General features: G+C 60.2%; 12 protein-coding genes. 8 read left to right on the top strand and 4 right to left on the bottom strand.

The window, feature by feature from the left end:
- Nucleotides 1-34: 34 nt before the first annotated feature.
- Both ACTG1K_RS07230 and trhA read right to left on the bottom strand, forming a co-directional pair.
- A complete protein-coding gene (locus ACTG1K_RS07230) occupies nucleotides 35-1696 on the bottom strand; it encodes a putative transporter (RefSeq protein WP_440005011.1) in 1662 nt (553 codons plus the stop codon).
- 127 nt (nucleotides 1697-1823) lie between these two features.
- Entirely contained in the window at nucleotides 1824-2459 is a 636-nt protein-coding gene (gene trhA / locus ACTG1K_RS07225) for a PAQR family membrane homeostasis protein TrhA (RefSeq protein WP_440005010.1), read from the bottom strand.
- Nucleotides 2460-2634: 175 nt separating this feature from the next.
- On the opposite strand from trhA, the gene ACTG1K_RS07220 reads away from it, so the two are divergent.
- From ACTG1K_RS07220 to ACTG1K_RS07210, 3 genes are all read left to right on the top strand, one after another.
- Nucleotides 2635-4158, top strand: a complete 1524-nt coding sequence (locus tag ACTG1K_RS07220) for a pyridoxal-dependent decarboxylase (RefSeq protein WP_425857095.1) — start codon at nucleotides 2635-2637, stop codon at nucleotides 4156-4158.
- A 90-nt stretch (nucleotides 4159-4248) separates the two neighbouring features.
- Complete coding sequence (locus ACTG1K_RS07215) at nucleotides 4249-4800, top strand: septation protein A (RefSeq protein ID WP_201908539.1); 552 nt, start codon at nucleotides 4249-4251, stop codon at nucleotides 4798-4800.
- A gap of 24 nt (nucleotides 4801-4824) precedes the next feature.
- Nucleotides 4825-5121 carry a YciI family protein gene (locus ACTG1K_RS07210; protein ID WP_033112808.1) on the top strand — a complete coding sequence of 99 codons (297 nt, stop codon included), beginning with the start codon at nucleotides 4825-4827 and terminating at the stop codon, nucleotides 5119-5121.
- A gap of 79 nt (nucleotides 5122-5200) precedes the next feature.
- On the opposite strand, the gene cysQ is transcribed toward ACTG1K_RS07210, so the two are convergent.
- Together cysQ and ACTG1K_RS07200 are read right to left on the bottom strand one after the other, a co-directional pair.
- Nucleotides 5201-5956, bottom strand: a complete 756-nt coding sequence (gene cysQ / locus ACTG1K_RS07205; protein ID WP_425857090.1) for a 3'(2'),5'-bisphosphate nucleotidase CysQ — start codon at nucleotides 5954-5956, stop codon at nucleotides 5201-5203.
- A gap of 47 nt (nucleotides 5957-6003) precedes the next feature.
- Nucleotides 6004-6864 carry a DeoR family transcriptional regulator gene (locus ACTG1K_RS07200; protein WP_425857087.1) on the bottom strand — a complete coding sequence of 287 codons (861 nt, stop codon included), beginning with the start codon at nucleotides 6862-6864 and terminating at the stop codon, nucleotides 6004-6006.
- 274 nt (nucleotides 6865-7138) lie between these two features.
- Here ACTG1K_RS07200 and kbaZ point away from each other — a divergent pair, with 274 nt between their 5' ends.
- The 5 genes from kbaZ to agaE are packed head-to-tail and all read left to right on the top strand — an operon-like array spanning nucleotide 7139 to nucleotide 11764.
- Nucleotides 7139-8452: a tagatose-bisphosphate aldolase subunit KbaZ gene (gene kbaZ, locus ACTG1K_RS07195; RefSeq protein ID WP_321149469.1), complete on the top strand. Its 1314-nt coding sequence runs from the start codon at nucleotides 7139-7141 to the stop codon at nucleotides 8450-8452.
- Between the two features lie 12 nt (nucleotides 8453-8464).
- A complete protein-coding gene (locus ACTG1K_RS07190) occupies nucleotides 8465-9634 on the top strand; it encodes an SIS domain-containing protein (protein ID WP_425857084.1) in 1170 nt (389 codons plus the stop codon).
- Nucleotides 9634-10107 (top strand): PTS N-acetylgalactosamine transporter subunit IIB, encoded by a 474-nt coding sequence (gene agaV / locus ACTG1K_RS07185; RefSeq protein ID WP_005335358.1) that lies wholly within the window; start codon nucleotides 9634-9636, stop codon nucleotides 10105-10107. The genes ACTG1K_RS07190 and agaV overlap by 1 nt, the downstream gene beginning before the upstream one ends.
- Nucleotides 10108-10122: 15 nt before the next feature.
- Entirely contained in the window at nucleotides 10123-10896 is a 774-nt protein-coding gene (gene agaW / locus ACTG1K_RS07180) for a PTS N-acetylgalactosamine transporter subunit IIC (protein ID WP_005354369.1), read from the top strand.
- Nucleotides 10886-11764: a PTS N-acetylgalactosamine transporter subunit IID gene (gene agaE / locus ACTG1K_RS07175; RefSeq protein WP_323928329.1), complete on the top strand. Its 879-nt coding sequence runs from the start codon at nucleotides 10886-10888 to the stop codon at nucleotides 11762-11764. The genes agaW and agaE overlap by 11 nt, the downstream gene beginning before the upstream one ends.
- Nucleotides 11765-11806: the final 42 nt, after the last annotated feature.

Raw genomic sequence — 11806 nt, 5'->3', positions numbered from 1 at the left:
AGCATGACAAGGCATGCTCCCGTCAGGATTAACCCTAGGCTCCCGCCCAGAGGATGATAGCCAGCAACTGTGGCGAGATGATCCGCAGGAACATCACCAGCGGGTAGACAGTGGCATATGAAAGCGCACTGGCGCCACTGGTCGGGTGCATGGCGTTGGCAAAGGCCAGCGCGGGGGGATCTGTCATGGAGCCGGCCAGCAAACCGCACATGGTCAGATAATTCATCTTGCCGTAGAGGCGCGCCAACACACCGACCACCAGCAGCGGGATCAGGGTGATCGCCATGCCGTAGAGCATCCAGGCCGGGCCATCACCATTGATCAGGGTATCGACGAAGCCGGCACCGGACTTGAAGCCGACCACCGCCAGAAACAGCACGATCCCGATCTCCCGCAGCGCCAGGTTGGCACTGGGGGGCATGAACCAGTAGAGCTTGCCGATGCTGCCAATCCGCGACAGGATCAGCGCCACCACCAGCGGCCCCCCCGCCAGACCCAATTTGAGAGCGGCCGGGAAACCGGGCAGATAGAAGGGGATGGAGCCGAGCAATACGCCGAGGCCAATCCCGATAAATACCGGCAACATCTGCACCTGTTGCAGTTTTTGCTGCACGTTGCCGACCACATTGGTCACCGCTTCGATGGCATCGAGGCGCCCCACCAGGTTGAGAATATCGCCAAACTGCAGGCTGGTCTGACTGGTCGGCACCAGTTCGATACCAGCCCGGTTGAGGCGCGAGATCACCACGTCATAGCGTTGTTTGATATCCAGATCGCGGATCTTCTTGCCAAGAACCTGCTCGTTGGTCACCACAACCCGCTCGACACGCAGATCGGTGCCGCGGGTCGAGAGCGAAGTCTCCACCTCCTCCCCCAACACCAGCAACACCTTGTGCAGCGCGTGGCGCTCACCCACCAGATGCAGCAAGTCACCCAGTTCGATACGGGATTCCGGCCGTGGTACCATCAGCTCGTCGCCACGCTTGAGCCGTGAACAGATGACATCGGACTCGTCGAGACTCGGGATCTCGCTCAGCATCAGGCCGTGCATGTTGGGGTTGCGCACCGCGATGTTGATGGTCTGCAAGCTCTCCTTGGTTTTACCGGTTTGTAGCTCGAACTGGGCGGCTTCATCGTCGATCTTGATGCGAAAGAAGACCCTGACCAGCCACATGGTGAGCAGAATGCCACAGATACCAAACGGATAGGCAACCGCATATCCCATCCCCATCAGGCCGGTAGAACCGGGCGCGGCGCCCAGCTCGGCCAGGATCTGCTGGCCCGCACCGAGGGATGGCGTATTGGTGACGGCACCGGAGAAGACCCCCAGAATGACCGGCAACGGCACATCGAAAAATTGATGCAAGCCAGCGGCCACCACGCAGCCAAGGATGACCAGCAAGGCGGCAAAGGCGTTGAGTTTGAGACCCGAACTGCGCAATGACGAGAAGAAACCCGGCCCGACCTGGATGCCGATGGTATAGACAAACAGGATCAGGCCAAATTCTTGAATAAAGTGAAGCGTTTGTGCATCCAGCGCGAGATCGGAGGCGCCTGCAAAGTGACCTACTATGATGCCGCCGAACAGCACCCCCCCTATTCCCAAGCCAACGCCATAGACTCGCCAGTTTCCCAGCCAGAGTCCTAGCACTGCCACCAGCGACAACATGCTGATGGAAAGCGCGATTTCACTCATTTCGTGCATCCTTTGCGAATTGAACTGGCCCTAGCTTGTCAGCAAACGCTGATGCCAACTGTGTGATACCGCACGAATTTATCCTTTTACGCGCTAAAAATACCAATTAAGGGCTAGTTGCAAGACGTTAGGCGACGTAGCCGTAAATGGCCATAAAGTGACAAACGCTGCCACCCAGCACAAAGATATGCCAGATGGCGTGGTTATAGGGGATCTGCTTGGCCACATAGAAGATGACCCCGAGACTGTAGATAAGGCCGCCGAGCCCGAGCAGCAACAGCCCCTCACCGGCCAGATGGATATAGAGCTGGTAGATGACCACCAGCGACAGCCAACCCAGCATCAGGTAGGTAAAGAGCGACAACTTCTTGAAGCGGTTGATAAATACCAGCTTGAACACCACGCCAGCCAGCGCCAGGGCCCAGATCACCACCATCAACCCCTTGGCCAGCGGCGTGTCGAGTGCAACCAGCAGGAAGGGGGTATAGGTGCCGGCAATCAGCAGATAGATGGCGCAGTGATCAAACACCTTGCACCAGCGTCTGGCCCGCCCTGACCCCATGCTGTGGTAGAGGGTCGAGGCGAGATAGAGCAGCACCAGACTGCCGCCATAAAGGCTGTAACTCACCAGCGCCTGCGTGTCCTGCCCCCATCCCTTGATGAGCAACAGCACCAGCCCGACAATCCCCAGCAACAATCCCGCACCGTGGCTCAGCCGGTTTGCCAGCTCCTCCCGGGGGGAGTAATCCATCACACCACTCATAACATCGACTCCACAATAACTGTGGCTCACTCTACCCAGCGCCATTTCGGAGTACAAGTGTTCGCTTAAAAAATGGAGTGGCTGTCACCTGCCAACCTTTGGTGTATGCTCTGCCGCCGATGCCCAAGACAAGCGGCATAGACACCTACCCCGGTGACCTGGTCTGGAGAACCTGATGAAGTTGACTGAGCTGTTTGCACAAGCGGATCCCGCCTTTGGCGAGGCGATGAACACCTTGCTGGAGAGCTTTCACCACTCCGACGACAGTCAGGCCCCCTACCAGCGCGACCTGTTCACCCACCAGCTCGATCAATCCCGCATGCCTGCAGTCGGCCAACCTATCGAGGAGTATCTGGCGCGGCTGGCTACTCTGGTGCCCGGAGCCTCACACCTCACCTCGCCACGCTACATGGGCCACATGACGGCGCCACTGCCGGCCTATACCGCCGAGCTGTCACGCCTGCTGGTGATGCTGAACCAGAATCCGATGAAGATGGAGTCCTCCCGCCTGCTCAGCTTTCTGGAGCGGGAGGTGCTGGCCAAGCTGCACCGCCTCATCTATGGCAGGGATGATGCCTTCTACGGCGAGCAGATGCATGCCAAGGATGCCGCCCTCGGCGTCATGACCAGCGGTGGCACCATCGCCAACGTCACGGCACTGTGGCTGGCTCGCAACCGCGCCTGTGGCGACAACCTGTTCGCCCTCTATGAGCAGGGCTATCGCGGCGCCGTCATTCTAGGCTCCCGGCTGATGCACTACTCCTTCGACAAGGGGATGGATCTGCTGGGACTGGGTGCCCGCAGCGTCTGGCGCCTTGAGACCGACGAACAGAACCGGCTCAGTCTGGCTGCGCTGGAGCTGGCGCTCAGCCAGTGTAAAGAGCAGAAATTGAAGGTACTGGCGCTGGTCGGCGTGGCGGGCAGTACCGACTTTGGCTCCATCGACCCCCTGCCGGAGCTGGCCGCCATCGCCGAGCGCGAGCAGATCCACTTCCACGTGGATGCTGCCTGGGGCGGCCCGACCCTCTTCTCCCCCCGCTATCAAGGTCTGCTAGCCGGGATCGAGCGAGCCGATACCGTCACCCTCGATGGCCACAAGCAACTGCTGGTGCCGCTTGGTACCGGCATGCTGCTCTGCCGCCAGCCGGACCTGATGATGGCGGTCAAGCGAGAGGCGCCCTACGCCATTCGCGCCACCTCGTTCGATCAGGGTCGCTTTACCCTGGAGGGCACCCGCCCGGCCAATGCCCTCTATCTGGATGCCGCTTTCCAGCTCTTCGGCCAGCAAGGCTATGCCGAGCTTATCGAAGCCAACTACGACCGAGCCAGATTGATGGCCGAGCTCATCGAAAGCGACCCCGCCTTCGAGTTGATGTCTGCTCCGGTAATGAACCTGCTCTCCTATCGCTGCATCCCGCCCCATCTGCAGGGCAAGGTGCTGGACGAAGCGGCCAACGAGCAGATCAACGCCTTCAACGTGGCGCTACAAAAAGCCCAGCGGGCCGAGGGGCACAGCTTTGTCTCCCGCACCCAGCGCGCTGTGTTGCGCTACGGCGCCCCACCGCTCACCCTGCTGCGCGCCGTGCTGCTCAACCCGCTTATCGAAGAGCGCCATATCCGTGAACTGCTGGCCGATCAGCAGCGACTGGGGATCTCGATTGCACGCCAACTGTTTGGTGACGGCGCGGAACCGGCGTAAAAATGAGCGGTCTTATTCATTTGCCGTTGTCCGCCGTGCAGGTAGACTGGGCGAAATTTGCAGGCCATTTTTGAGGACTAGGCGCCAACAATGAAGCAATTTATTGAATTTATTCCACTTATCGTTTTCTTCGCGGTCTACAAGTTCTACGACATCTACATGGCTACCGGCGCACTGGTGGTGGTCACCGGTCTGCAGCTCGCCTATAGCTGGATCCGCTATCGCAAGGTCGAGAAGATGCAGCTCTTTACCTTCCTGCTGGTCGGCTTCTTCGGTGGCCTCACCGTCTTCTTCCACGATGACACCTTCATCAAGTGGAAAGTGACCGTCATCAACGTGCTGTTCGCACTGGGTCTGCTTATCAGCCGCTACGGCTTTGGCAAGAATCTGATCAAACAGATGCTGGCCAAGGAGCTGCAAGCACCCGATAAGGTCTGGGACACAGTCAATCTCGGCTGGGTCGGCTTCTTTACCGTCTGTGGCCTGCTCAACCTCTACGTGGCGTTCAACCTGCCGCAAGAGATGTGGGTCAACTTCAAGGTGTTCGGCCTGCTAGGGATGACGCTGGTCTTTACCCTGCTCAGCGGTGTCTACCTCTACCGCCATATTCCGGCTGATCAAAAAGAGCAGCTGAAAAAATAACCCTCATCAGAAAAGGATTGTCTCATGTGGTATCTCATCTACTCCGAAGATGTTCAGGGCAGCCTGCCGCTGCGCAAGCAGGTTCGCCCCGCCCATCTGGCTCGCCTGCAAGCCCTGCAGGATGAGGGTCGCCTGCTGACAGCCGGCCCCAACCCGGCCATCGATGCCGAGGATCCGGCCGATGCCGGCTTTACCGGCAGCACTGTCATCGCCGAGTTTGCCTCGCAGGCGGACGCCCAGGCCTGGGCCGATGCCGATCCCTATGTGGCAGCTGGCGTCTATGCCAAAGTGACCATCAAGCCGTTCAAGAAGGTCTTCTGACCCGAAGCGAATAGCGAAATAAAAAAGGCCGGACTGGAAGTTCACTCCAGTCCGGCCTTTTTGCATCCCGGTATCTCGTTTATGCCCTAGCCACAAACCAGGGGTTGAGGATATCTGGCTTGTTGTAGACAAGGGGTGAACCGTCGAGTTGGGTGACGCTGCCCCCCGCCCCCTCCAGCACCGCCTGCGCCGCACCGGTATCCCACTCGCAGGTGGGGGCGAGGCGCGGATAGAGCTCGGCGCCCCCCTCGGCGATGATGCAGAACTTGAGCGAACTGCCCATGGAGACCAGCTCGATCTCACCAAAGGGAACCAAGAAATCGAGGGTCTCCTGAGACAGGTGGTTGCGACTTCCTACCACCCGCCACGCTTCTCCTTCACGATGGGGCCGGGTCTGGATTGGCTCGCGCTTGCCATCGACGATGCGCCAGGCGCCTACTCCTTTGCCGCCATACCAGAGTTTGTCCAGCACAGGGGCATAGACCAATCCCCAGCGCGGCGTCCCCTCTTCAATCAGCGCGATATTGACGGTGAACTCGCCGTTGCGGGAGACAAACTCCTTGGTGCCATCGAGGGGATCCACCAGCCAGTAGCGTGACCAGCCGTGGCGCGCCGCCATCACCTCGGCCCCCGACTCCTCCGACAGCGCAGGGATGTCGGGAGTCAGCCGTGCCAACGCCTGCACTATCACCTCGTGAGCCCCCTTGTCGGCCGCGGTCAGCGGACTCTCGTCGCTCTTGTACTCCACCGCGAAGGGCTGGCTGTAGATGGCCATGATGGCCGCTCCCGCCGCGCGAGCGACAGGTTCAAGTTCGGTGATATCGGGGTGGTACATAACAGGCTCGTCCAGTGAATGAGAAACCCAGTCTATCGCGTTTGTCATCAACCGCTTATAGCTGATTGCACTGGATTATATTGCCCCTGCTTCTCCTGCCCCTTGCTGCCATCGGCTGGTACCAACAGCACTTCGATACCGACATTGCGCAGGCCGGAAAGGATATCGACAGGCACGGCATCGTCGGTGATCAGGGTGTGAATACGCAGGGTATCGATGATCTTGTGCAGGCTGCGCCGGCCAAACTTGCTGGAGTCGGTGACCACCACAATCCGCTCGGCCACCTGACACATGCAGCGGTTGAGGCGTGCTTCGTCCTCATGATGGGTGCTGACGCCGCGATCCAGGTCGATGCCATCCACCCCGAGAAACAGTATGTCAAAGTGGTAGTTTTGCAGGGACTGCTCCGCTTGCGCACCGTAGAAGGAGAGCGACTTGCGGCGCAGATGTCCACCCGTCATCAGCAGCTCCACCCCTTCTGCTTCGAGCAGTTCATTCGCCACGTTCATGCCGTTGGTCATCACCAGGATCTCCTGGTGTCCCTTCAGATGGCGCGCCACCTCTAGCGTTGTTGTCCCCGAATCGAGGATAAGACGACAGCCGGAGGGCACCAGGGTCGCCGCAAGCGCACCGATCCGCTGTTTCACCGGTGTATTGAGCACGCTCTTGTCGGCAATGGTGCGCTCCGGCACCGTCTGGCCAGGCTCGCACAGTAGGGCGCCGCCGTAGGCACGCACGGCCACCCCCTGCTTCTCCAGAAAGGCCAGATCGTTGCGGATGGTCACGGTAGAGACCTGATAGTGACTCGCCAGCTCGTTGACCTGAACGCTGCCATTGCTGCGCAGCTGCTGAATAATCCGCTCCCGCCGCTCGCTGGTTCCGAGCGCACCTTTTTCGCTTGTTTGCATAGTTCTTCTGCCGGAATGCTGTAGTGAAAGATCGCTTTCACTTCGTTACGTTTGCATATTAACGCTCAGCGAAGGTGCCAAATCAAGCCTTCATTACGCTTTATCACCACGCTCCCCATCTTTCCCCACCATTCAAATACTTTCGATATCTTTCTTTTTGTGATCTCTTTCAAGAACTGACGACTCTTTTATTTCGTTTTCTTTTGCTCGCCACTACCGTAAAGAAAAGAAATCGAAAGAACCTTTCCATCCGCAGCAACCAAGGAACATCAAAATGAAATCCATGCTGGCACTGGTCGAAAGACATAAACAGGGAGAACAGACCGGGATCTACGCCGTCTGCTCCGCTCACCCGCTGGTGCTGGAGGCCGCGCTGCGGCTGGCCGCCGAAGGAGATGAGCTGCTGCTGGTCGAGGCCACATCCAATCAGGTGGATCAGTTTGGCGGCTATACCGGCATGACCCCCGCCGACTTTCGCGATCGCCTCTACGAGCTGGCGGCACAGTGTCACTTTCCGGCGCAGCGCCTCATTCTGGGGGGCGACCATCTGGGCCCCAACCGCTGGCAGGGGGAACCGGCCGGGCAGGCCATGGCCCATGCCGGGGATCTCATCGCCAGCTATGTCGCGGCCGGGTTCAAGAAGATCCACCTCGACTGCAGCATGTCCTGTCAGGGCGATCCCGTTCCCCTGACCGATGAGCTGGTCGCTGAAAGGGCGGCACGACTGGCGCAGATCGCCGAGCAAACCTGTCTGGCCACTTTTGGCGAGAGCGATCTGGTCTATGTGATTGGCACCGAGGTGCCGGTGCCGGGCGGTGCCCATGAAGACTTGGCCGAGCTGGCGGTCACCACGCCGGAGGCGGCACGCCACACCCTCGAGGCCCATCAACAGGCCTTCAACAAGGCGGGGCTGGCCCATATCTGGCCGAGGGTGATCGGTCTGGTGGTGCAACCCGGCGTCGAGTTTGACCATACCCGCGTCATCGATTACCGGCCCGAAAAAGCGGCTCCCCTTAGCCGGATGATCGAAGCCTATCCCCACATGGTGTTCGAGGCCCACTCCACCGATTACCAGACTCCCGAGGCTTACCGCCAGCTGGTACGCGACCACTTTGCCATTCTCAAAGTCGGCCCAGCCCTCACCTTCGCCCTGCGCGAAGCGCTGTTTGCCCTTGCCGCCATCGAGGAGGAACTGGTGGTTGCCAAGGCCTGTTCAGGTCTGCGCAAGGTGATGGAAGAGACCATGCTGGAGCGCCCCGACTTCTGGCGCAGCCACTATCAGGGCAGTGCCAACGAGTGCCGGCTGGCCCGTGGCTACAGCTATTCGGATCGCATTCGCTACTACTGGCCCGATAGCCGGGTCGATGAGTGCTACGCCAGATTGCTGGCCAATCTGGCGGCGGAGCCCATCCCCTTGCCACTGCTGAGCCAGCATCTGCCCCTGCAGTATCGCAAGGTGCGTCAGGGCACGCTCTCGGCCAATCCCCATGACCTCATTCTCGATCAGGTGCAGGAGGTGCTGCGGCACTACGCCAGCGCCTGCACTGCGGCCTCTCGCCGCCATTCCCAGCTCGACCCCGTTGTATAAGGAGTTGCAGACATGATCCTTGGTTATCCAGAAGAGATGTTGCGCAGTGCCAATGGCCTGGCGACTGCCCGTGAAATTCGCCAGCAACCCGCCACCTGGCGCGAGACCCTCGCCATGGTCGAGGAGTGCCGTCCAGCATTGACCCGTTTTCTGACCCCCCTGCTCGCCCGGCAAGAGCTGCGCATTATCCTGACCGGGGCTGGCACCTCCGCCTTTGCCGGTCGGGCGCTCGCCCCCTATCTCTCGGCCCACCTGCATGCCCGGGTCGAGGCGATCGCCACCACGGATATCGTCACCGACCCGGCCGAGTATCTGGCCGAAGATTGCCCTACCCTGCTTATCTCCTTTGCCCGCTCCGGCAACAGCCCCGAGAGCGTGGCGGCGGTCGAACTGGCCAGCCAGCTGCTCAGCCACTGCCACCATCTGGTGCTGACCTGCAACAGTGAAGGGGCGCTCTATCGCCGCTGCCAGCAAGATGCCCACTCTCTGGCCCTGCTGATGCCACCCCAGACCAATGATCGCAGCTTCGCCATGACCAGCAGCCTGACCAGCATGATGCTGAGCTGCCTGTCTCTCTTCCTGCCAGAGCGGTTCAACCGCCAGAGCTGCGAGCAACTGGTCACCACCAGCGACGCCATTCTGGAGCAGGTTGTGCAGCGCTTACCGACATGGAATGAGCAGTTGCCCGAACGGGTCATCTATCTTGGCAGCGGTAGTCTGCAAGGGGTGGCGCAGGAGGCGGCCCTCAAACTGCTGGAGCTGACCGCAGGCCGTCTGGTCGCCATGTTCGACTCTCCCACCGGTTTTCGCCACGGCCCGAAATCGGTCGTCAACGAGCAGACGCTCATCGTGCTGCTCATCTCCAACGACCCTTACACCCGGCAATACGATCTGGATCTGCTGCGCGAGCTGCGAAGCGATGGCAAGGCCGCCCGGGTGATCGCCATCGCCGACCAGCACCATCCCGCCATCGAGGAGGGGGAGCACATCTATTTGCCCGCCACCCTGCATGGCGACGATGCCCAGCTCGCCTTCTGCTACCTGCTCTATGCCCAGTACTACGCCTTCCATACTTCGCTGGGACTGGGGATCAGCCCGGACAATCCCTGCCCCACCGGTCAGGTCAACCGGGTCGTACAGGGGGTCAATATCTATCCGTTCCACCAAGAAGGAGTGCTGTGATGCCCAATATCGTATTGAGCCGGATCGATGAGCGTCTGATCCACGGTCAGGTCGGTGTCCAGTGGGTCGGCTTTGCCGGTGCCAATCTGGTGCTGGTCGCCAACGACGAAGTGGCAGAGGACCCCATCCAGCAGAACCTGATGGAGATGGTACTGGCCGAAGGCATTGCGGTGCGGTTCTGGCCGCTCCAGAAGGTGATCGACAACATCCACAAGGCGGCAGATCGCCAGAAGATCCTGCTGGTCTGCAAAAACCCTACCGATTTCAACACCCTGGTTCAGGGAGGTGTCCCCATCTCCCGGATCAACGTCGGCAACATGCATTACGCCGACGGCAAGCGTCAAATCCACAAGACCGTATCCGTGGACGAACAGGACATCACCGCATTTCGCGCCCTGCGGGACGCCCGTGTCGAGTGCTATGTCCAGGGCGTGCCGACCGAACCGGCACAGGACATTTTCAATTTGCTCTGATTAAGGACAATTGTGATGGAAATCAGTTTGTTACAAGGTCTGCTGCTTGGCATCCTGGCGTTTTTCGCCGGACTCGACCTGTTCAACGGTCTGACCCACTTCCACCGTCCCGTGGTGCTGGGGCCGCTGGTTGGCCTCATCCTCGGCGACCTGCCTACCGGCATTCTGGTGGGCGGTACCCTGGAGCTGGTCTGGATGGGGCTGGCCCCGCTGGCGGGGGCGCAACCGCCCAACGTCATTATCGGCACCATAGTCGGCGCCACCTTCGCCATCACCACCGGGGTCAAGCCGGATGTGGCGGTCGGGGTTGCCGTTCCCTTCGCCGTGGCCGTGCAGATGGGGATCACCTTCCTCTTCTCGGTGATGTCGGGGGTGATGTCCCGCTGCGATCGCATGGCCGAAGCGGCTGACGTGCGCGGTATCGAGCGGGTCAACTACCTGGCACTGCTGGCTCTGGGCACTTTCTACTTCCTCTGTGCCTTCCTGCCCACCTACTTCGGGGCCGAACATGCCAAGGCGGCCATCGACGTGCTACCTGCCCGCCTCATCGACGGCCTCGGCGTTGCTGGCGGCATCATGCCCGCCATCGGTTTTGCCGTGCTGCTCAAGATCATGATGAAGAACGTCTATATCCCCTACTTCATCCTCGGTTTCGTCGCTGCCGCCTGGCTCCAGTTGCCGGTGCTGGCCATCGCAGCCGCCGCGCTGGCCATGGCCCTGATCGACTTCATGCGCACCACCACCCCGCAAGCTCGTCCTGTTCAGGAGGAAACCGAAGATGGCATCTAACAACACAGCTGCGCGGATCATCTCCAGCGCCGAACCGCACAATACCCGGCCACAATCCGAAGACACCTATGAAGATCAGCAGCTTGGCGCCGAGCTGACCAAGCAGGATATAAACCGCTTTGCCTGGCGATCCCTGCTGCTGCAGGCCTCCTTCAACTATGAGCGGATGCAGGCCTCCGGCTGGCTCTATGGGTTGCTGCCGGCACTGCAGAAGATCCACACCAATCCGCGGGACCTTTCGCAGGCTATGAAAGGGCACATGGGCTTCTTCAACACCCACCCCTTCTTGGTCACCTTCGTGATGGGGATCGTGCTGGCGATGGAGCGCTCCAAACAGAACGTCAACAGCATCCAGAGCACCAAGATTGCCGTCGGTGCACCGCTCGGCGGGATCGGCGATGCCATGTTCTGGCTCACCCTGCTCCCCATCTGCGGCGGCATAGGGGCAGATCTAGCGCTGCAAGGCTCCATCATGGGTGCCGTGGTCTTCTTCCTGCTGTTCAACGTGGTCCACTTCGGCCTGCGTTTTGGTCTGGCGCACTACGCCTACCGCATGGGGGTGGCGGCCATTCCGGTCATCAAGGCCAATACCCGCAAGGTGGGGCATGCTGCCTCCATCGTCGGTATGACGGTGATCGGCGCGCTGGTCGCCACCTATGTGCGTCTTGGCACCACGCTGGAGATCACTGCCGGTGATGCAGTCGTCAAACTGCAGGCGGATGTGCTCGACAAGCTGATGCCCGCCTTCCTGCCGCTGCTCTACACCCTGGCGATGTACGCCCTGATCCGCAAAGGCTGGAGCCCGCTGCGACTCATCGTCATCACGGTGGTACTCGGTATCGTCGGCAAGTTCGCCGGTTTCCTCTAATCCGGAGCCGGCAGCAAGCCGGCCCCCTTTGCAGTAAAGGAA

The organism is Aeromonas sp. 102P, from assembly GCF_051920345.1.
Lineage (GTDB): Bacteria > Pseudomonadota > Gammaproteobacteria > Enterobacterales > Aeromonadaceae > Aeromonas > Aeromonas veronii.
The sequence above is the reverse complement of the archived record's forward strand: the minus strand, read 5'-3'. Positions and strand labels throughout refer to the sequence as shown.

Excerpts from the sequence above, each read along its gene's own strand:
- cysQ (WP_425857090.1), bottom strand. The coding sequence starts at position 5,956 with ATGTACCACCCCGATATCACCGAACTTGAACCTGTCGCTCGCGCGGCG.
- ACTG1K_RS07210 (WP_033112808.1), top strand. The coding sequence starts at position 4,825 with ATGTGGTATCTCATCTACTCCGAAGATGTTCAGGGCAGCCTGCCGCTG.
- ACTG1K_RS07190 (WP_425857084.1), top strand. The coding sequence starts at position 8,465 with ATGATCCTTGGTTATCCAGAAGAGATGTTGCGCAGTGCCAATGGCCTG.
- kbaZ (WP_321149469.1), top strand. The coding sequence starts at position 7,139 with ATGAAATCCATGCTGGCACTGGTCGAAAGACATAAACAGGGAGAACAG.
- agaW (WP_005354369.1), top strand. The coding sequence starts at position 10,123 with ATGGAAATCAGTTTGTTACAAGGTCTGCTGCTTGGCATCCTGGCGTTT.
- trhA (WP_440005010.1), bottom strand. The coding sequence starts at position 2,459 with ATGAGTGGTGTGATGGATTACTCCCCCCGGGAGGAGCTGGCAAACCGG.
- ACTG1K_RS07200 (WP_425857087.1), bottom strand. The coding sequence starts at position 6,864 with ATGCAAACAAGCGAAAAAGGTGCGCTCGGAACCAGCGAGCGGCGGGAG.
- agaE (WP_323928329.1), top strand. The coding sequence starts at position 10,886 with ATGGCATCTAACAACACAGCTGCGCGGATCATCTCCAGCGCCGAACCG.
- ACTG1K_RS07215 (WP_201908539.1), top strand. The coding sequence starts at position 4,249 with ATGAAGCAATTTATTGAATTTATTCCACTTATCGTTTTCTTCGCGGTC.
- ACTG1K_RS07230 (WP_440005011.1), bottom strand. The coding sequence starts at position 1,696 with ATGAGTGAAATCGCGCTTTCCATCAGCATGTTGTCGCTGGTGGCAGTG.
- agaV (WP_005335358.1), top strand. The coding sequence starts at position 9,634 with ATGCCCAATATCGTATTGAGCCGGATCGATGAGCGTCTGATCCACGGT.
- ACTG1K_RS07220 (WP_425857095.1), top strand. The coding sequence starts at position 2,635 with ATGAAGTTGACTGAGCTGTTTGCACAAGCGGATCCCGCCTTTGGCGAG.